We start from the raw sequence: 20,434 nt of genomic DNA on the forward strand, positions 1-20,434 counted from the left end.
GGCGTTTTTCCCTCCTCAATTACCGAACGCCGAAAGCTCCCCCTATCTGGCAATCGTTTTACTCACAACGCCTGACCAGGCACTGGCGAGCCCATTCACATCCAATGTCCGGATGGCAAAAAACCAGGTACCCTCTCCAAGACCTGAAATCTCGAATGCCATTACCTGACCATCTTCGATAACAACCTCGCTCGACATCGCCTGGACATCCTCTTCCAGACCATAACGGACAACGTACTGGTCAATTTCTCCCATAGCCAGAGATTCCCCATTTTCACGAGTCAAAGGGGCCTGCCAACGCAACTTCGCTGACCCTGTAACCTGACCAGGGGCAGGCTCGGGGCTTATCCCCGGGACTGGTTCGGATTCCGATGCGGGTTCGGGCTCTGGTGCGGGTTCCGGCGCACGCTCTGTAGTCGGCACAGACTCTGGCGCGGGGGCGGGCTCGGGCACGGGCACGGTGACAGAATCAGGCTCTGGCACACTGGAGCCGGGGACATAGCCAATATTGAGCAAAGACGCGTCGATGGATGCCAGCGCCGACGTCAGACTGCTCTCCACCGCCCCCCTCTCAAGCGCAGCCTCATGATGCATGTCCGCTTGCTCACGCGCCGCCAGCAGCACCAGCTCAGCGCTTGGGGAAAGGTAGTACCCGGAACGTTCGGGCAGGTAACCATTGCCGGCAATGACCACCTCAAAACTATTGATGACACTGGCCAGCGTGCCCCAACGATCATCCCCCGCAAGAGCCAGAAAGCCCGCATTAACGAGAGATGACAAAATCATTTCAGAATCAGAACCCAGGGCATCGGGCGACGCCAGATCGACTTGTGGCTGGCTCAGAACACCGTCCGACAGACCAAATTCGGCTTCCAATGTGCGAAGCGCAGACTGATAGCCACCCTCTCCGAGTGCGCCGTTATTCAGCGACAATTGATAAGCAAGGGAACCGACAGGAGACAGGACGGCCTGCGATGAGGCAGTTGATGATGGATTAACCACGGTAACCATGGAGAGATCGTTGCCCGGCCAGAAGTGCTCACCAAAGGTGACCCAGCCTCCTCCCGGTGTCCTGCATGCAGGGCGGACATCACAGCGCATCTGAGTAGCGCTGTCGGACCCCAGGACCACTTTCAGCCCCTGCCCCGTGAACTCCACCGGAACTCCAATGCGAAAGCGCCCCTCACCATCGGTGCGAACACTCTCCCCTACCCGGAGCCAGACATTACCTCCAGCCGGCCGGTAAATAGAGATCAAGCCCTTGCTGATCGTACCCTTTACCGCAGAGCCTTCTACCCAGACCATCTGCCCAGAAGTCTCAGCGCCGGACCTAACCCCGTCCTGGCCATCCGCAGACTGCCCACTGCCGCCACCACCACAGGCGGCGAGCAAAAGGCTAAACACAACTATCAGTGAGGGCCTGACCCACCAATTGGCTGAGGAAAACATTGCAGCTCCGAAATAAAAAATACAACGGTGCCATAATATCCACCACAATTGTCAAATAACGTTAAAAGCGTTGGGTTTCTGGCGATGATCTTCGTCATTTTTTCGCCAGTCACCGTGACGTCTTCAGGCCAAAACTATTGAAACCAGTCCCCCGAGGCGATAAAGAAGGGATTAAGAACATCTTCCTTACCATAGCTTAGCGGCTTGCCATCCAGAGTCTGGACCTTGCCCCCGGCAGCCATCAGGACAGCCTGCCCCGCTCCTGTATCCCATTCACAGGTGGGACCCAGTCTGGGGTAAATATCCGCATGTCCCTCTGCGATCCGACAAAACTTGAGAGAACTACCGGCCCGCACCAGTTCATGCTCGCCGAGCTTATCAATGAAGCTTCTGGTTTCTTCATTGAGATGGTTCTTGCTGGCCACAACACGCTTTACTGCCGTTGGCTCCGCCACCCGGATTCGCCGAACCTTTCCAGTACGATCCCGCAAATGCGCGCCCTCACCAACAACGCCCCAAAACGCTTCCTTCAGGGCCGGCGCAATCACCACACCCATCACCGGCTCACCGTCTTCGATCATCGCGATGTTGACCGTGAATTCCCCCGAACGCTGGGTAAAGTCCCTGGTTCCATCAATGGGATCAACCAGCCAGAAGCGGCGCCAGTGTCTGCGCTCCTCCCAGGGAATGTCTTTGCCTTCTTCGGAGAGTATGGGAATGTCCCGACTGATGTGGCGCAAGCCCCGAACAATGATCTCGTGGCTCGCCGTGTCGGCAGCGGTTATGGGCGAATGATCACTTTTGAAACCGACTTTGAAATCCGACTGGTAAATATGAAGCGCCTTTTCACTGGCTTCGTCAGCTACCTTTATGACATCCGGGAGAATGGAGCTGTAATGCATGCGATTCCCTTCCTGATTCAGATCAAAACGGAATGAACTATGATGGATAATAGTAACACTCCCCAAACAAAGAACCAGAAGGATGCCTCTATGAAACTTCGCTTCCTTGGCGGCACAGGAACGGTCACCGGCTCCCGCTATTTGCTCTCGGATGAAAAGCATCGGGTACTGGTAGACTGCGGCATGTACCAGGGCGTAAAAACTCTGCGCCGGCGCAACTGGGCGAAGTTTCCGGTGGATCCATCCACCATTGACGCAGTCGTACTGACCCATGCCCATATCGACCATTCGGGCTATCTTCCGGCGCTGGTAAAGAACGGCTTCAAAGGCAAGGTCTTTTGCACCAAGGCGACCCATGAACTGTGTAAGGTTCTGTTGCCCGATGCAGGCTTTCTTCAGGAGGAAGACGCAAAATACGCGTTCCGCAAGAAATTCTCGAAACATGAAAAGCCGGAGCCCCTGTTTACCGAAAAAGACGCCCGGGAAGCTCTCAAACATTTTGAATCCCTGCACTATCACGAAGCCTTCGAACCCGTGAAAAACTTTGAGGTAACCTTTACTCCTGCCGGACACATACTGGGCTCGTCTTGCGTTCATGTTCGTCATAAGGTTGCAGACAGAACCGTTGTATTCAGCGGAGACGTTGGCCGACAGAGCGACCTCATCATGCGCCCGCCGGAGCCACTGCAAAAGGCGGATGTACTGCTGTGTGAATCAACTTATGGGGACCGCATCCATGGCGAGACAGATCCGGAAGCAGAACTCGCAGAAATCATCACCAGAACGGCCGGCCGGGGTGGTATCGTTCTTATTCCTGCGTTTGCGGTTGGTCGCGCTCAGATGCTGCTGTACGCGATCCACAAGATAATGGGAGACGGGAGGATTCCCAAACTACCGGTGTTTCTGAATAGCCCCATGGCCATCAAGGCAACTGAGATCTTTTGCAAACACCATAAAGAGCACAAACTGAATGCAGCGCAGTGTGAGCTGATCGACGAAAAAACAACGTTCGTGCGCAAAGTGGAAGAATCTATTGAACTGGATGCGGTACGTTATCCATGCGTAATTATTTCCGCGAGCGGCATGGCCAGTGGCGGACGGGTACTGCACCACCTGAAGACTCTGCTTCCAAATCCTCGAAATAGCGTTGTGTTCGCTGGTTTCCAGGCACCCGGAACACGAGGCGACGCCTTGGTAAACGGCACCAGATCTGTGAAAATTCATGGCGAATACTGGCCTGTTAAGGCCGAAATCCATAATCTGGATTCCCTTTCCGCTCATGGGGATTACAATGAGATTCTGTCCTGGCTCGAACAAGGCACTCTGAAGCCAGAAAAGGTTTACGTTACGCACGGAGAAATGCTTGCCAGTGACGTAATGCGCAAACGGATTCAGGAAAAATTTGGCTGGGATGTGGAAGTGCCTGAGTTGTTTGAGGAGGTTGAGATTTAGGGCAAACAACACAGCAAAGGCAAGAAGAGTCAGAAAGCAAAGGCTCGGGATTATTACGTCGAGCCTTCAGGAATCTGGTCAGACTTGATGTCATCAAGATATCCCACTCCACCCTTCTCTAAGATTACAAGCCGGAACATGCGCCCAATTTACCAGGTAGCGAGTTAAAGTGACGCATCAACAACACCCGCCCAAGAGAATCAAGGTCCTACTCCTCACACGTAATCTGCCGCCCCTGGTTGGCGGTATGGAACGCCTCAATTGGCACATGGCCGACGAACTATCTCAGTACACCCAGGTTCAGGTAGTGGGCCCGAAAGGAGCCGCGGCAACGAAACCAGAAAAAACCACACTGAGTGAGGCACCGCTCAAGCCTTTACCCGGCTTTATGTTCATAGCCTTTTGCAAGGCGCTATGGGTGGCTCTGCGCTGGAACCCCCACTATATCATTGCCGGTAGTGGACTCACGGCACCTCTGGTCTGGCTGATCAGCAAATGTTCCGGAGCGCAGTCTGCCGTTTACCTTCATGGCTTCGACATCACAGCTCCGAGTTCAATCTATCAAAAGCTATGGAAACCGCTATTCAAAAAAATGGACTGCATCCTCGTTAACAGTACGCCTACCAAACAGTTGGCACTCTCTGCAGGCGTGCCAGAAAACAAAATCCACCTTGTTTTCCCCGGCGTCAGTCTACCCGAAGCCCCTCAATCGGCAGAGATGATCAGTGCATTCAAGCGAAAGCACGGACTGGAAGGTAAGAAGATTCTGCTTTCAGTTGGTCGGCTGACCACTCGCAAGGGGCTTCGCGAGTTTGTAGAGCATGCTCTACCTGAAATTGTAAAACTGGAACCCGATGCCGTACTGGCAGTCGTTGGCGAAGCCCCTAAGAACTCCCTTGGAGCCGGCATTCAAACGGAAGACAGTATAAGAGAACAAGCCCAAAAATCGGGTGTGTCCGGACATGTGCTTTTTCTTGGGGTCATTACCGACAAGAGGCAACTGGCAACGGTATACGAGGCAAGCGATGTACACGTATTCCCTGTCCGTCACATTCCAAATGATCCGGAAGGGTTTGGCATGGTGGCAATTGAAGCTGCCGCTCACGGTTTGCCAACGGCGGCCTTTGCAACCGGCGGGATTGTCGATGCAGTTTGTCACGGGAAATCCGGACTCCTGGCCGAGCAAAACGATTATACCCAGCTCTGGCAACATACAATGCAACTGCTGCAAAACCCCTTGTCCGATGGGGATATGAAGGACTTTGCACAAGACTTTGCGTGGCATAATTTCGGTACACGTATCACCAGCGCCCTGACATCCAGTGCCGTTGTGGAGTGGTAAAATGGAACGAACCCCAGCAGTCTGGTTTCCTACTGTGCGAACCAACACTGGCACGGATATTTTTACCGAACGACTCGTAAAAGAGTTGAATCAGAGAGGTATTCGGGCCGAAATCACCTGGCTACCGTTACGTTCAGAATATGCGCCCTGGACTGTTCCTCTACCTGAAGCCCCCAATTGGGCGACAATAGCGCACGTAAATACCTGGCTTCACCCCAGATTTGCTCCCCAAAATCTGCCATTTGTAGCGACAATTCACCACTCTGTGCATCATCCGGATGCTCTCAGCTATAAAGGATGGCTCAGAGCCGCCTACCATAAATTCTGGATTGCCCCCATCGAACGAGAGATCATGCGGCGTGCAGCCAAAGTCATTGCAGTCAGCCATTTTGTTGCGGATACAGCAAAACAGACTCTGGCCGACGTACCTATCGAGGTCATCTACAACGGTGTCGATACGGCAATATTCAAGCCCAGGAATCGCATACGCACTCCGGGGGAACCGTTCCAGCTACTTTATGTAGGTAGCTGGATGGCCCGAAAAGGCGTGGATCTGCTGGCACCAATCATGCGCGAACTGGGCGATCAGTTTGAACTGCGATACACCGGCGGGCCCGCAGCTGAGAAAGACAAACCCGACATGCCCTCCAATATGAAAGATATTGGTCGCCTTGACGGTGATGCTGAGGTGGCACGGGCAATGCAAAACTCTGATGCTTTTCTGTTTCCATCCCGGAGTGAGGGACATCCTTTGGTCGCTATCGAGGCAATAGCCTGTGGGATACCCGTGGTCGCGACGCGTGGATCATCACTGACAGAAGTCATTAAGGACCAACAAACAGGCGTTTTATGCACGCAAGATGACGTCCACGCATTCACCAAAGCTGTAAGACGAATAGCCAGTACTCCTACAACCGCCTCCCAACAGCCCAGCGTCGCGCCACCATCCATTAGTCAGAACAGCAGCTCACATATAGCTATTTATGAAAACGTTTTGAGGAAAAGCTCCCCCTCTTGAAGAAAATGACAGCTATGAGGATCCAGAAGATCTCTGCTGCCATAATACCGACAGACGTACCAACGGCCCCATACAGAGGAATCAGGTAGACAGCGAGTCCCAGAAAGAAGAGGCCCGATGCAATATCCAGATACACCCTCTCTTTCACTCTGTCTGTGGTAGTCAGTACAGCACCGATCAACTGCCGTATGGAATAAAATGGTAACCAGGCACCCAATATCAATACCAGATCACCTATAGATCCAAAGCCCTCCCCCAAGAGCAAACCAATATAATCGGACAGTATCCAGAAAAACAAAAAGCAAACAGAACCATACAGCAAGAATGCCAGCACATAGCGGAACAGGAATGTGAAGTGCTCTTCCTTCAATACAGACCCATAACCAAAAAGACGATAGGACTGCGACTGAATAACAGAGTTTATTGGCAAAGCAGCGGCCGACACTACTCTCATGGCCGCCCCATACAGCCCCACATCAGCCACGCCTGACATCCCCATTGTTAGCGGTTTACTCCCCTCCAGGGTTCCCTGATTGGTCAGACTATTCACAGAATAGAGAATATCACTCCCCACTTTCCAGGCTTCGGAAGTGGAAGGCCAAACCACCGAAGGAAGAAACTTGATCGCAAGGATCATGGATACCGCCGAAGCCACTGCAGTGCTCCCGGCCATTATGAAAAAGAATGCTTCTAACTCCAGAGAACCACCAGCGACGAGAAATACCAATAACAGACAGGTTTTCAACAGTGGCGCGACTAGCTGCATCAGCAGCGACACCCTTACCCGACCGTAGGCCATAAACGCATATGCGGTAACCATACACAGGGGAAGCAACACAACTTCTGACAGGGCAACAAGCGCCCATGACAGATAGCCCATGGTTTCATCAACAAACCACAAGCCAAGAAACAAATACAGCAATCCCAGCAGCAGCCCCGAGCATAAATACCTTAGCAACGCGGATCCCCAGGCCAGGGAGAAAGACTCTGGATCCCTTGCGGATTCACGAATGCTGGCGACGCCTGAGCCTAGCCCTACAAACTGAACAAACAACAAGGCGACACTGGTAGCAACAGCAACATAGCCATAGCCCTCTGGCCCAAGAGCACGAGTAGCAAGTATCAAGTAAGCAGCCAACAGCAACACTTTCGTGCCCTGTGCGCCGATAGCAACAACCTGATGGCTGAGCAACATCCTGGAGAGCGACGCTCTAAATGGCAATTTCGTCAACCGATGCAAAAATGGTGGGATAGAACCTGTTTTCAATCTTATCTATTTTTCTGAGAGAATAACTTTTCTTGAAGGAGAGCAGATCTCTTAAATTAATACTATTCCACTGAAAAACTCTGGTTGCCTTTATCTCATAAAAGTAGGAATACCCTGACTCAGAAAGACATCCAACGACTGCCTCCCCCTCTTCGGCATTTCTAGATTCAAAGGCAATCAACGGTTTGTCTCGTATAAGACATTCACGCATCCCTTTAAAAACAGAAACCTCCATCCCCTCCACATCCACTTTCACAAAACCAATAGGACGTTTCCTGTCCAGAATCAGATCATCTGCCTTGCATATATCAACCGTTCCTTCCCTGTCTGTCTCACCGGTGATAATTCCTTCCAGCTCAACCATGCCTGTATTTTGCTCATTAACATTTTTTACAAAGGCAGTTCCTTGCTCTTCGCCCAAACCACAACAAAATACCTCTACATTCTTTCGCCCATTGCGAAGTACGTTTGCCCTTAAGACCAGATTAAGTGTCTGACTTGGCTCAAAGGCAATAACTGCGTCAAAAATTCTCGAGAAGTATAAAGTATGGTTTCCTATATTCGCTCCCACATCCAGAGCTGACTTATCGGCAATACCGAGCCGTTTTACCAGCACATCAAGGCACGAAAGAAACTCTCGCTCATAACTGCCATAAGCTTGAATTACAGCACCTATACGGTCATTGTGCGACGCGAAAAAAAGGTCCTTCCTCTCAGAGATAGGTAGCTCAGACCTTCTCAATATATGGTAAAGCACCTTTCTTTTAAAAAACTCGAAGTATGTTACGGAGTACAATTTCATGAGTTCATTCTCATCCTGTTGGAAAGAGAGCTATAACCATGAACCATCTTTCGCAAATCATATCTAGCTGCTACTCGGCGTGAACGAAGGCTCAAGGACTCTGGGGTTTCCGTTGATAACAAGTCTTCAACTGCATCAACAACTGATTGAGCCTCAAACCCTCTGGCAGTGTAGCCCGCCCCATTGATCGTTTCAGGTAAGCCGCCGCACGGTGTAGCAACCACAGCTAATCCGCTAGCCATCCCCTCCACCGCAACTCGGCAAAATGCTTCTTCCCAACCGTCTTCTGTACTCTGTGAACAGACCATCAATACATCGGCCTCCTGCATCACAGCCGGCATAGCGTGATAGTCCAGGCCGCCAAGGTAGCAAACCCTGTCTGACAAACCGGCTGCCTGAGCCTGTTCTACAAGAGCCTCATACTCTTCCCCGCTGCCCACAATCGAAAGCCGGGAATCCCATTCCGGATGACGGGAATGAAGGATTCTCAGAGCTTCAATCGCCACATCATGCCCCTTGCAGCGGGTCAACCTTCCGACTGACATAAATCTCAACGGGCGCGGCCATTGTTGTCCTTTTTCAACATTCGGCACAAACCGCCCGGTATCAACTCCCATCACTATGGATTCAACCTTGCTGCCCATATTCTCCCGAAGCCTGCGACGGACAAATTCACTGTGTCCCACTAAAACAGCTCTATTCAAATGGCACTGATACAGGCCCCACCCATTCTTCTTGGTATACGAAGTAACGTCGTATCCATGAAAATTTACAACTAAAGGCAAATTCAACCCTTTCAGTGCTATAGCTGCCAAAACACCATTTGATCCAAAATGTGCGTGGATCAGGTCGGGACAAACGTCCCGTATCACGCCTGACAGGCACTGAGCCTTGACGGCCATGGCCCGGGCATTTAAAGAGCCTGGCACCGGATGACATTCAATCCCCTCAAACGCTTTGCCCGCCAATGTAACAACACCTTCCCCCAATAGTCGCGACGGAGAAAAATACGTCAGCAACTCAGGTCTGCTTGCCTCACCAGCGAAGAAAGCGTCAAAGAGTTTTCTGTCGATATTCTCGGCTACAACCGAAACCTCCCAGCCGGACTCCAGCATGCCTTTGACATGGTCGACAACAAATGTCTCGGAGTACACAGGAAAACTGGAGACCACTACTAAGACATGCTTTCTCAATTTCGGCTCCCTCGCAGAACGTAGCAGCTCGGCAACTAACGCCTTTCCATTTTGCTACCTAGCCTGAGCCGGATAGTTTCAAGCTTTCTGGCGAGAAAAATAAGAGTGGCAACCCCAAAAACGCGGAGCCTCATGCCCACCCCGAAATCGGAATGCCCAAGAACAAACCCAGCCTTGTCTACCAAACCTTTCTCAGAGGAAGGGCGACTGGTTGTAACGGCCTCACCTGGCTTCTGGCTCTCCAGCATGACATACCGGCCTCCGGCCACTCGCCTGGCTTGAGTGATCGCCTGCATGAGCGTCTTTCTTGGCTCGGTATAAACAATGGCTGATGCATCAAAAACAACCGGGCACCCTGCCTCTCCGGCTCTCAGGCACCACTCCTTATCGCCTCCAGACAGCAACCCCTCATTGAATCCACCAACCTCTCGGATGGTTGTCATTCTGGTAAAGAGATTTGCTGTTACGGAGAAATGCCTTTCTCTGATATTTTCTTCCTGACCGAACCCCACCATCAGTTGATACACTTCAGTTGCTGAAGGCTTTTCTGACTTGAAGAAACGGACATCCCCACCCACGATACAAGGCCCGTCATAACCCAGCAGCGTTTTCAGGCCATTCAGAAGCCAACCCTCTGCCGGCACACAGTCTGCATCCAGAAACACAAGAACATCGGCATTCGATTCAGCCACACCGGCATTCCGTGCCGCATATGATCCAGGCGTTTCACACCTGACCAGCCGTACTGGAATACTGGCGGCAACAACTGGTTCAACCGGCGGCGATGAACCGTTATCCACGACAATAACACCACAGGACGGAAACGCCTCCAGTTGCTCCTCAAGGGCAAGCAGACAGCGCTTCAAACCGATGGGATCATTGAAAACAGGGATTATGATGTCGACCTTGCAACCACTGAACATTTCATTCCTATATAGAATCGTTTAGTCCGCCGATCAAAGTCCCGGTTACCGGCACTCCATGAGCTTGAGCAGTCAGCCTTTATCCTTGTACATCAATGCCGTTATCTGTTCCGAGACCAACCCCATCAAAAAAACCAGTATTGCTGTCGTAAACAGCAATGCACTCATATTGGTAAAACGACCTTCCGTAAGGTAGGTATAGGCATAGTAGCTGACCCCGCCGCCGCCCAGCCCCACGGAGATAGGGAAAAACAGCTTCAAGGGTGAATACAAGGTACCGATTTTGAAGATAATCAAAAGAAAACGCAGGCCATCTTTCCAAAGACTGATGTGACTCTTGGAACCTTCAGCACGGCTTAAAACAGAGATAGGCACATAAGCAACAGAATGACCTGCGCGGAAAAAGGCCATGGTGCTTGTGGTCGGGTAGGAGAAACCATTGGGCAACAAGTAGAGAAATTCCAAAAACATCGTTCTTCTGACCGCCCTGAATCCAGAGGTCAGATCATCGACCTTGTGCCCGGTCATGAACGAAGCCAGTCTGTTGTAGAAACGATTCGCCAAACCGCGACCAACACTGGCCTGGGAACCAGCCCCCCTGGCTCCCACTACCAGATCGAATCCTTCTTCGATTTTCTCGAGCAATAGAGGAATATCTTCCGGTCTATGCTGCCCATCAGCATCCATAAAAACAATCACATCGCCCGTCGCGGCTCTGGCCCCCGACTTTATTGCTGCCCCATTTCCCTTGCTGTACCGGTGAGATACAACCCTTGCTCCGGCAGTCTGCGCTATCTCCGCAGTATCGTCGTCAGAACCATCATCAATTACGATAACCTCGGCCTGTGGCAGAAGGCGGCAAATGGACTGGATTACAGGACCAATGGCTTCCGCTTCATTTTTTGCAGGAAGAACTATGGATACGCTGTTCATCGGATCTCATCATCCTGTTTGGCTTGCTCGATTTCTCTTAGCTGGTCAGACCACTCACTGTGACCAGCGTCCGTCAGTTCCTGAATTATTCGGATGAGATTATCATCACCTGCAGCGGCGCTCTCGGCAAATTTGAGAAAATACGGCAGCGCATCCTGCTGTTCTCCAAACTTGTAGATGAATACCGCCATGCGAAGATACTGATCCTGACTCAAGCGGGTTTTGGCCGTGAGTACATCGATTGCTTTTACTACCCACGACGGGTCTATATCAATGCCGCGCTCAACGTTCGTCATCATGGTCCAAACAACGAACTTGTTTTGCCAGCTTCGGGGTGCATCGCGCAAGGAATCCAGGAAACGCTGCCAGTCATTATCAGTAACCTCACCCAGCACGGATTTGTAGATTACCAAATTGCCTGCGAACTGAGGGGCCTCGACTGCGGCGAAGCCTTCGGCATTGACTCTTATGGCATTTCGTAAATCGCGTTCCTCTTTCGTTGCCTTGTAAAGGTCAAAGTGAGCCCCGCCCAACTGTGTCCAGGCCCTGACTGAGTAGGGATGCAATTCTACCTGCTTTTCACCATGGCGAACCGGATCACCCCAGGTATAAGCCCGAGCAACCGTTGCCGTACTCACAATGATCGACGCGGCCGCCAGGCATACTCCGGCCTGAAGGCGACTGAACCGAAAACGACGGCCCACCAATATTGCCAGATCAGCAATTGCCAGGACTGCCCCAATCAGCGGGAAATGATTCCTGTGTTCAAAAACCAGTTCCAGGCCAATCACGTTGCTGGTAATGAAGTGGCCCGAGAAGAACAGAAACACACCCAGGGAAAAGAGCGGTCGACGAGCACGCCAGCGCCAGGCCCATATCAGCAACCCGAGAATCAATAATAAACTCGGCAGCGTTGTCCAAGGGCTCCAGAGACTGCGAGACACCGCCAGACTGTCGTACAAGAACGTCATATTGTCCGGATAGGGAAACACAATCTGGCCGAGGTGCATGACCAGCACCCGAGCCTGGGTCATCAAACGCTCCAGAGAGGAAAAATCTCTTCCAGTGTACGCCTCCCATTGCCAATAATGAGGCACCACCACAAACACGTAGATCGCTCCAGCCAGAACGGTCAGAACCAGAAAGCTCTGGCGCAGGCCCCTGGCAATATCAGGTTGCACCGCCCGAAAGCGCAAGACGGTTAATTCAAGAGCCAACACATAGAAGAACAACAGAGGCGCATCCTCTTTACATGCAACTGCCAGCAAAAAGAACACCAGGACCAGAATGCCGTGGAGACGCCCACGGCTGCTGCCAACAATCTGAAGCTGTCGCATACCAAGGTATGCCCAAAGCGCAAGAACCAGAAACATCGTCGCCATGGTTTGCATGCGCTGAACCACATACATAACAGAAGAGACCTGTAACGGGTGAACCGCCCAGGCCAGCGCCAGAACCAGAGCACCCCATGCGGCTTTCTCTGGCGCACAACCTGCCAACACCAATAAACGCCGAAAAAAGAAAGCGAGAAAAACGGTGGTTAACAGATGAATAATAAGGTTGGTGGTTTTAAAAGCAGTGGCATCCATGCTGCCAGCGCGCCAGTAGTCAAGCGCAAAACTCAACATGGGCAATGGGCGGGCACCATTTCCATCATGAAAACTGAATGCAGCATTAATTAGCGAATCTGAACTCAAGTTTTCCAAATACAGAACCCGATTGTCCAGGATATTGAATCCGTCATCGAGAACAAAGTCGCCGCTCAAGCCGGGGGAAAAAACAAGAAAAACGAAGAAGGCACTACACAAAGACAGAAATATGAACTGCGCCGTTAATCTATTCATCTACCCATTACCTAACAATTGGCGCACAGGAATTCCATTCTCTTTTGTTTAAAAAAACAAAAAGCGCCCGGAGACGCTTTTTGTTCAATCTATGCGATTAGCTTTGCGATATTACTGAAGCTCACACGCACCGGTGCCTGCATCACACTGAGTGTCCTGCTTGATAGCAGTATTACCCTGCTCTTTCGCAGCGAAGGTCAGTGAGTTACCAGCGTTGTAATCAGCAATGGTCATGGTAACGGATGTTGACGAATCACAAGCACTTGCCTCAAAAGCGGTCGGTGTGCGGTTATCAGCTGCGTCAGAAACCGCTGCGCTCATGTAAGCCTTGGCTTCTGCCAGGCAAGCACCGTTAGCGGAGCGCTGAGTGTAGTCACGATACTGCGGCAGAGCGATGGCTGCCAGAATACCAATGATCGCAATTACGATCATCAGTTCGATAAGTGTGAAACCCTTTTGAGCGTTAGTAGCCTGAATCTTCTTCATTTTTCGACCTCTATGGTTGTCGGTAATCAACTCGGTATGGCCCTGGCCTCGCGCTACTGCACCGGATGACCTTTTCGTCGAGCCTGATCATCAGAAAGCACACGCCGTGCCAGAACCCAGGGAACTATATCGAAAAAACGGAAAGGTCGGTATTTTCAAGCAGATAATGATTACTCACCGGTATTCCCCGAACCTTCCAAAACCCTCCCCCACTGCCCCCGAACGTCGATGACTGACAATATTTGTCACTCATCGTCATTTTCTCATTCCACCAAACAACGAGTTGCGTAAATAAAAGTGAGGCACAGGCGCTTTCCAAAATGAGGCCATGCATCTAAACTCACTGGAATTGACAAAACCCCGGTTTCAATTACTTAGACTGTGGTTTTCACTTCATTTATGTCTTGCAACAGAAGCACAATTATCTATGTCTACCGATAGAAGCAATGTCACTCTAACTGGCCTGGCGAGGCGCTTCGTAGATGACGGGCTCCTTGACGAAGCCACTGCAAAAGATGCCTTTTTGCAGGCTTCAAAAAACCGAATTCCGTTGATCACCTATCTTACTCAGAACAGTCTGGCGGATAGTTCGAAGCTCGCCTTTTCAGCGGCGATGGAATTTGGCGTGTCAGTTCTGGACCTTGCTGCGTTCGCGCCAGAGATGATGCCCGAGAAATCCGTCGATGAGAAACTGATCCGGAAACACAACGCCCTGCCTCTGTATAAACGCGGAAACCGGCTGTTTATTGCTGTATCGGACCCCACCAACCTCCAGGCCCTGGATGAGATCAAATTCAATACCGGGCTAAGCACAGACGCCGTTCTGGTTGACGATGCCAAGCTGCGGGCAGCCATAGAAAAATATCTTGAATCGCAAGATACCACCATGGGCGACCTCGAAGATGCCGACCTGGGTGACGTGGAAACCGAAGGCGGTGATGGCAGCGAGGATTCGGAAGACGGCGCACCCCCGGGTACCGATGTTGATGATGCACCGATCGTAAAATACGTGAACAAGATGCTCCTGGACGCCATTCGTGGCGGAGCGTCAGACATTCATTTCGAGCCCTACGAAAAAGCCTATCGTGTTCGCTACCGTACGGACGGCATCCTGAAGGAGGTTTCTCGCCCGTCGATCAAACTGGCGCCAAAGATCTCAGCCCGGGTCAAGATCATGGCCCAGCTGGACATCTCCGAGCGCCGGGTGCCTCAGGATGGCCGCATCAAAATGAAGCTCTCCAGAACCAAGGCGATCGATTTCCGGGTGAACACGCTGCCCACGCTGTGGGGAGAAAAGATTGTTCTGCGTATCCTGGACCCGAGCCAGGCCAAGCTTGGCATCGATGTTCTGGGCTACGAAGAAGACCAGAAGCAGCTATTCCTCGATGCCCTCGAACAACCTCAGGGCATGATTCTTGTTACGGGGCCAACGGGGTCGGGTAAAACCGTTTCTCTGTACACGGGCCTGAACATACTCAACACGCCGGGTATCAACATTTCCACAGCAGAAGACCCGGCCGAGATAAACCTTGAGGGCATAAACCAGGTCAACGTTAACGCCAAGGTCGGGCTTGGTTTCGCCGAGGCGCTCAGGGCCTTCCTGCGTCAGGACCCTGATGTCATCATGGTGGGTGAGATCCGGGACCTTGAAACCGCAAATATTGCCATAAAAGCGGCGCAAACCGGTCACCTGGTACTTTCTACGCTGCACACGAACAGCGCAGCGGAAACACTCACCCGAATGATGAACATGGGCGTGCCTGCCTTCAATATTGCCACGTCTGTGAGCCTGATTATTGCACAGCGATTGGGGCGCCGGCTTTGCAGCAGCTGTAAACAACCGGCCTCGATTCCCGAAGACGTACTTTTGGCGGAAGGGTTCACACAAGAACAAATTGATACAGGCTTTACGTTGTACCGCCCCAAGGGCTGTGATAAATGCACTATGGGATACAAGGGCCGCGTTGGTATTTACGAGGTGGTCAAGATCACCGATGAGCTGGCGAACATGATTATGGAAGAAGCCAGCTCCATCAAAATTGCAAAACAGGCTCAAGTTGAAGGTTTCCGTAATTTGCGACAGTCCGCGCTTCGCAAAGTCATCGAAGGCGTAACCAGCCTTGAGGAAGCCAACCGCGTGACGAAGGATTAAGCATGGCTGAGAAAGCACAGAAGCTGGAATCGTACATTTGGGAAGGGAAAGACCGGAAGGGCAACAAGTCCAAGGGCGAGCTTACTGGCTCGAACATGGCTCTGGTCAAGGCACAGCTACGCAAACAGGGTATTATTCCTGACAAGGTCAAAAAGAAGCCCAAGCCTCTTTTTGGCGCGGGTAAAAAGAAGATCAGCCCGTTTGACATCGCCCTTCTGACCCGCCAACTGGCGACCATGATGAAGGCCGGTGTGCCTCTGGTGCAGAGTTTCGATATTGTCGCCGACGGGATGGACAACAAGACCCTTCAAGAGCTGGTGGTTACGATTCGCAATGATATTGCATCGGGTACTACCTTCGCCGCTGCCCTTCGCCGACACCCGAAGCACTTTAATGACCTGTACTGCAACCTCGTTGAATCGGGCGAGAAAGCCGGTGCGCTGGAGCATATGCTGAGCCGGATTGCGCTCTATCTGGAAAAAACCGAGCTACTGAAGAAGAAGGTCAAGAAAGCAATGACCTACCCAATTGCGGTAGTTGTAGTTGCAATCATAGTTTCAGCCATTCTGCTGATTAAAGTGGTGCCCCAGTTTGAGGAGCTGTTCAGTGGCTTCGGTGCAGACCTCCCCGTTTTCACCCAGTTTGTCATCAATATATCTGAGTGGCTCCAGACGTGGTGGTTTGTTGTACTGATGGGAATTTTCGGCTTTCTCTACATTTTCAAGGAAGCGAAGCGACGATCAAGGGTTTTCTCAGATGCAGTGGACAAATACGTCCTCAAGCTACCAATTGTCGGGGAGATTCTGGACAAGTCGGCTGTTGCCAAGTTTGGCCGGGTGCTTTCCACCACTTTTGCCGCCGGTGTTCCATTGGTTGATGCCCTGGATTCCGTGGCAGGGGCAACCGGCAACGCGGTTTACCGGGATGCCATTAACAACATCAAGAATGACGTATCCAGCGGTACTCAACTGCAGGCAAGCATGCGCCAGCAGGAAGTGTTTCCGGTCATGGCCATACAGTTGACGGCAATCGGCGAAGAATCCGGTAATCTGGACGACATGCTCGAGAAAGTGGCCATACATTACGAAGGGGTGGTTGATGATATGGTCGACAACCTGACCGCGCTCATGGAACCCATGATCATGTCGGTCCTTGGCATTCTGGTTGGTGGCTTGATCATTGCCATGTACCTGCCCATCTTCCAGATGGGTCAGGTTGTCGGCTAAACCGGACCCACCCTCATAAAGTGGGGTCAGAAGGATCAACTCTTCTGACCCCGATTTAGTTCTGCTGCTCCCCGGATAATTGATGCTAACTCTGGACTCCCTTCTTGCTACGCCCTGGCTTCTGTACCTCATTACGGCACTGGTTTCGCTCTGTATCGGAAGCTTCCTGAACGTTGTAATTCTTCGTTTGCCCAAAATGATGCATCAGGACTGGCGTTGCCAGTGCGAGGAATTCCTGGAACTGCCCGATGCACAATGCAAGCAGGAGGAGCGGGTTACCCTCTCCAAACCAGCCTCCACCTGCCCTTCCTGCGGCCATAAGATACGGGCCTGGGAAAACATTCCGGTGGTAAGCTGGCTGATACTTCGTGGCAAATGCGCTTCCTGCAAAGCCCCTATCTCGCCCCGCTATCCGATTATCGAGGCCGTTACTGCGATTTTTTCAGTGGTGACCATTGCGGTTATCGGACACAACGAATCTGCGCTCTGGGCTCTGCTGTTGGTTTGGGCTCTGGTTGCCCTGACCGTGATTGATTTTGACACCCAACTGCTGCCAGACAGTATGACTTTGCCCCTGATGTGGCTTGGCCTCGTGTTGAACTATTTCGGCATACTCACCGACTTTAACAGTGCTTTCTGGGGCGCAGTGGCCGGTTATCTGTCTCTGTGGTCTGTTTATTGGCTGTTCAAGTTAGTAACAGGCAAGGAAGGCATGGGCCATGGTGATTTTAAATTGCTCGCGGCACTTGGTGCCTGGCTGGGGTGGCAGTTGTTGCCGGCGGTCATTCTGCTGTCTTCATTGGTGGGCGCCGTGGTCGGTATCAGCCTGATGGTATTCAAGCAGCACGGACGGGAGGTGCCGATTCCATTCGGTCCTTACCTGGCAACGGCGGGGCTGCTTTGTTTGTGGTTCGGTAGTGAGATTCAGGCCTTCTGGTACGGTTTCCTGGGAGCCTGATTCATGAATATTGTAGGCCTGACCGGCGGGATTGGTTCCGGGAAATCCACGGTGGCGCGTATGTTCGGTGACCTCGGTGTGCACTGGGTGGACGCCGACGATGTTGCCCGGGAGGTTGTTGAGCCCGGGACACCGGCACTTGTGCGGATTGCGGAACATTTTGGCGACGAAATTCTCACGTCCGGAGGGGCTCTGGATCGGGCCAGGCTTCGCGACATCGTCTTTCAGCAGCCGGAAGAGCGGGCTTGGCTGGAATCACTTTTGCATCCTGTTATTCGTGACGAATTGATTCGGCAATTAAACCCGGAGAACGGCCAGTTACCCTATGCGCTTCTGGTCTCCCCTCTGCTCCTCGAGACCGATCAGCACAAACTGGTAGACCGTATTGTGGTAATCGATGTGCCAAGAGAGGTTCAGTTGGAACGCACGATGGCCAGGGATACCAACTCCCGGGAGCAGGTTGAACGGATTATCGGGGCTCAGATGTCCCGTAAAGATCGGCTGGCGCAGGCGGATGAGGTGATTGATAATGATCGCCCTGTGGATGATGTAACGCGTCAGGTGCGGAAACTGCATGAAAGGTTGTTGCTGGAATTTGGTTGATTGTTGTTTGCGCTACCGTATCGCTGGAGTTGCGGCGGCATTCTCTCTGACGTTCTCGCCCCCGGGCTATAGTGTTGAGCCGGTGTTTGAGGTTCGCGAGCGATCCGTGGCCGAGATTCTGTCACCCACACAGTTGCCTCTGGAGTTCTACACATTCGAGCCGGATGAATACTGGGACGAACCCCGGGATTCCTACTGGATGGACTTCAGCAACTGGGTGCTCCGGCAGGAGCGTCTGCACGGGCAGACGGTCCAGTCTGTTGGCCAATGGGCAGACCGGACACTGTCCAGGAGTGCCCAGAGTCTCCCCAACAATGAAAGCTATCTGCGCATCGGTTTTGCGACAGAGTCTGAGTATGGGGACCCGGCGCAGTTTGAGCCGGAGGCCCGGTTCCGCCTGGACGTTCCAACAACGAAACGTAAGCTGCGTCTGGTTATCGAAAGTGAAAGTGACGAGCTGATCCCCCTGGGAGAGCGCCAGCGGGACCGCCAACTGACCGAGCCGGATCGTACCGATACACAAGCTACAGGCGCCCTGCGCTATCTGACCCAGATTGGCGATGCCATCAATTTCTCCAATGATGTGGGTGTGCGTCTACGACTTCCTCCGGACGCGTTCTGGCGGGCGACAGCCGAGAAACGCTGGCAACTCGACGACAAGTGGATTCTGAATATCCAGCAGCGGTTTTACTATTTTCACCGGGACGGCTGGGGGGAGCGAACCTGGGTTGGCGTAGGCCGCCCAGTCGGCAATGACTGGCACTTCCGCTCGTCGTCGGAACTTAACTGGGTTCATCGGGACAGCAAGTTTGAAGCGGCGCAAATCTTCAGCGTGCGCAAACGCATAGACAACCGACTGATTGTCACACCGCGCCTTGGCCTGCTGGGTGAGAGCCAACCCTCATGGCGCCCGACCTCGGCGTTCGCGGATCTCACCTTTCGCTACCGGCTGCACAGTAATTGGCTCTACGCAGAGCTTATTCCGGCACTGGAATTCCCACGTGAGGAAAGCTTCAAGGACCGGGCCTCTGTGGTTTTCCGGGTAGAAATGTTTTTCTCCGGTATTATTGGGACCGATCGCCTTTAACTTCTTGCACGGCCAGATATTGACGCGTTATGCCAAGACATCCCTCAAAACCGGCGGCCGAGGCCCTGTCTCTCACGCCGATTGCCATCACCCACTCCTGCTTCCAGGACAAATTCGGGGTGCCTCGTCAGCCAGGGTTGACCCGGCATGCCTGGGCCGAGCTGGCTATCCAACCGCCCTTTGACAGAGAAGATGCCTTTCGCGGGCTGGAGACGGCGAGCCACCTCTGGCTGACGTTTCAGTTTCACGAGGCCGTACGGGCCGAATGGAGGCCCGTCGTGCGCCCTCCCCGCCTGGGCGGAAACCGGAAAATGGGGGTATTTGCCAGCCGCTCTCCGTTTCGCCCCAATAGCCTGGGGTTGTCCGTAGTTCGCAATGAGGGGCTGATTCGCAGAAACAGGCAGCTCATCCTGCGTATCAGCGATCACGACCTGATAGAGGGTACGCCCATCCTCGACATCAAACCCTACCTGCCATTCGCCGATTCCGTACCCGATGCCAGCCTGGGCTGGGCAGACTCTCCGCCAACAGAAAGGCTGGATGTCGTTTTTTTGCCCGAAGCGGAGGCGCAGATCAACCAGCTTTCGCCCGATTCCTACCCTGAGCTGAGACCTCTGATTGAAGATGTTGTTGGCTACGATCCACGCCCTTCGTTTCGACGAGGCCGAGATGAAGAGCGAATCTATGGCGCACATTTATACGACCTCAACGTGCGCTTCCGGTTCGTAAATGAACAGTCACGACAGCGTGTCGAAGTGCTGACGGTCTGTTAGACTGAACCTGAAGATGTTGTAGTC

Annotated in this window: 17 protein-coding genes and 1 pseudogene; 9 read left to right on the forward strand and 9 right to left on the reverse strand. The window is 52.5% G+C overall.

Annotated elements, in window-relative coordinates; genetic code table 11:
* Positions 1 to 42: 42 nt before the first annotated feature.
* Positions 43 to 1,449 carry a hypothetical protein gene (locus tag KO499_RS19740; protein WP_228339923.1) on the reverse strand — a complete coding sequence of 469 codons (1,407 nt, stop codon included), beginning with the start codon at positions 1,447 to 1,449 and terminating at the stop codon, positions 43 to 45.
* Between the two features lie 134 nt (positions 1,450 to 1,583).
* Positions 1,584 to 2,351 carry a 3'(2'),5'-bisphosphate nucleotidase CysQ gene (cysQ, locus tag KO499_RS11710; protein WP_215983943.1) on the reverse strand — a complete coding sequence of 256 codons (768 nt, stop codon included), beginning with the start codon at positions 2,349 to 2,351 and terminating at the stop codon, positions 1,584 to 1,586.
* Positions 2,352 to 2,441: 90 nt separating this feature from the next.
* Here cysQ and KO499_RS11715 point away from each other — a divergent pair, with 90 nt between their 5' ends.
* From KO499_RS11715 to KO499_RS11725, 3 genes are all read left to right on the forward strand, one after another.
* Positions 2,442 to 3,803, forward strand: coding sequence for an MBL fold metallo-hydrolase RNA specificity domain-containing protein (locus KO499_RS11715; protein WP_215983944.1), 1,362 nt, complete (start codon positions 2,442 to 2,444; stop codon positions 3,801 to 3,803).
* Positions 3,804 to 4,050: 247 nt separating this feature from the next.
* Positions 4,051 to 5,145, forward strand: coding sequence for a glycosyltransferase family 4 protein (locus KO499_RS11720; RefSeq protein ID WP_215983945.1), 1,095 nt, complete (start codon positions 4,051 to 4,053; stop codon positions 5,143 to 5,145).
* A gap of 1 nt (position 5,146) precedes the next feature.
* A complete protein-coding gene (locus KO499_RS11725) occupies positions 5,147 to 6,163 on the forward strand; it encodes a glycosyltransferase family 4 protein (protein WP_215983946.1) in 1,017 nt (338 codons plus the stop codon).
* Here KO499_RS11725 and KO499_RS11730 read toward each other — a convergent pair.
* The 7 genes and pseudogenes from KO499_RS11730 to KO499_RS19970 all read right to left on the reverse strand — a co-directional run.
* Positions 6,123 to 7,358, reverse strand: a complete 1,236-nt coding sequence (locus KO499_RS11730; RefSeq protein ID WP_215983947.1) for a lipopolysaccharide biosynthesis protein — start codon at positions 7,356 to 7,358, stop codon at positions 6,123 to 6,125. The genes KO499_RS11725 and KO499_RS11730 overlap by 41 nt on opposite strands.
* A 16-nt stretch (positions 7,359 to 7,374) precedes the next feature.
* On the reverse strand, positions 7,375 to 8,232 hold the full coding sequence (locus KO499_RS11735) for an FkbM family methyltransferase (protein ID WP_215983948.1): 858 nt from the start codon (positions 8,230 to 8,232) through the stop codon (positions 7,375 to 7,377).
* The gene (locus tag KO499_RS11740; protein ID WP_215983949.1) at positions 8,229 to 9,425 is read right to left on the reverse strand and encodes a glycosyltransferase family 4 protein; all 1,197 of its coding nucleotides are present in this window, start codon (positions 9,423 to 9,425) and stop codon (positions 8,229 to 8,231) included. The genes KO499_RS11735 and KO499_RS11740 overlap by 4 nt, the downstream gene beginning before the upstream one ends.
* A 35-nt stretch (positions 9,426 to 9,460) precedes the next feature.
* Positions 9,461 to 10,348, reverse strand: a complete 888-nt coding sequence (locus KO499_RS11745; protein WP_215983950.1) for a glycosyltransferase family 2 protein — start codon at positions 10,346 to 10,348, stop codon at positions 9,461 to 9,463.
* Positions 10,349 to 10,420: 72 nt separating this feature from the next.
* A complete protein-coding gene (locus tag KO499_RS11750; RefSeq protein ID WP_215983951.1) occupies positions 10,421 to 11,281 on the reverse strand; it encodes a glycosyltransferase family 2 protein in 861 nt (286 codons plus the stop codon).
* A complete protein-coding gene (locus KO499_RS11755) occupies positions 11,278 to 13,125 on the reverse strand; it encodes a DUF3488 domain-containing protein (RefSeq protein WP_215983952.1) in 1,848 nt (615 codons plus the stop codon). Before KO499_RS11755 ends, KO499_RS11750 begins: the two co-directional genes overlap by 4 nt.
* A gap of 362 nt (positions 13,126 to 13,487) precedes the next feature.
* Positions 13,488 to 13,611 (reverse strand): annotated as a pseudogene (locus KO499_RS19970) (prepilin-type N-terminal cleavage/methylation domain-containing protein); the annotation flags it as partial.
* Positions 13,612 to 14,038: 427 nt separating this feature from the next.
* Here KO499_RS19970 and pilB point away from each other — a divergent pair.
* The 6 genes from pilB to tsaA all read left to right on the forward strand — a co-directional run bounded on the left by pilB (position 14,039) and on the right by tsaA (position 20,410).
* Complete coding sequence (pilB, locus tag KO499_RS11765) at positions 14,039 to 15,763, forward strand: type IV-A pilus assembly ATPase PilB (protein ID WP_215983954.1); 1,725 nt, start codon at positions 14,039 to 14,041, stop codon at positions 15,761 to 15,763.
* A 2-nt stretch (positions 15,764 to 15,765) separates the two neighbouring features.
* Positions 15,766 to 16,989 carry a type II secretion system F family protein gene (locus KO499_RS11770; RefSeq protein WP_215983955.1) on the forward strand — a complete coding sequence of 408 codons (1,224 nt, stop codon included), beginning with the start codon at positions 15,766 to 15,768 and terminating at the stop codon, positions 16,987 to 16,989.
* A gap of 82 nt (positions 16,990 to 17,071) precedes the next feature.
* Positions 17,072 to 17,947, forward strand: coding sequence for a prepilin peptidase (locus tag KO499_RS11775; protein ID WP_215983956.1), 876 nt, complete (start codon positions 17,072 to 17,074; stop codon positions 17,945 to 17,947).
* Between the two features lie 3 nt (positions 17,948 to 17,950).
* Positions 17,951 to 18,550, forward strand: a complete 600-nt coding sequence (gene coaE, locus KO499_RS11780; RefSeq protein WP_215983957.1) for a dephospho-CoA kinase — start codon at positions 17,951 to 17,953, stop codon at positions 18,548 to 18,550.
* Positions 18,522 to 19,637: a hypothetical protein gene (locus tag KO499_RS11785; RefSeq protein WP_215983958.1), complete on the forward strand. Its 1,116-nt coding sequence runs from the start codon at positions 18,522 to 18,524 to the stop codon at positions 19,635 to 19,637. Before coaE ends, KO499_RS11785 begins: the two co-directional genes overlap by 29 nt.
* Before the next feature lie 29 nt (positions 19,638 to 19,666).
* The gene (gene tsaA / locus KO499_RS11790) at positions 19,667 to 20,410 is read left to right on the forward strand and encodes a tRNA (N6-threonylcarbamoyladenosine(37)-N6)-methyltransferase TrmO (RefSeq protein ID WP_215983959.1); all 744 of its coding nucleotides are present in this window, start codon (positions 19,667 to 19,669) and stop codon (positions 20,408 to 20,410) included.
* The last annotated feature ends 24 nt before the right edge of the window (positions 20,411 to 20,434 follow it).

The sequence above is a fragment of the Marinobacter sp. F3R08 genome (assembly GCF_018860425.1).
In the GTDB taxonomy this organism is placed as follows: Bacteria; Pseudomonadota; Gammaproteobacteria; order Pseudomonadales; family Oleiphilaceae; genus Marinobacter.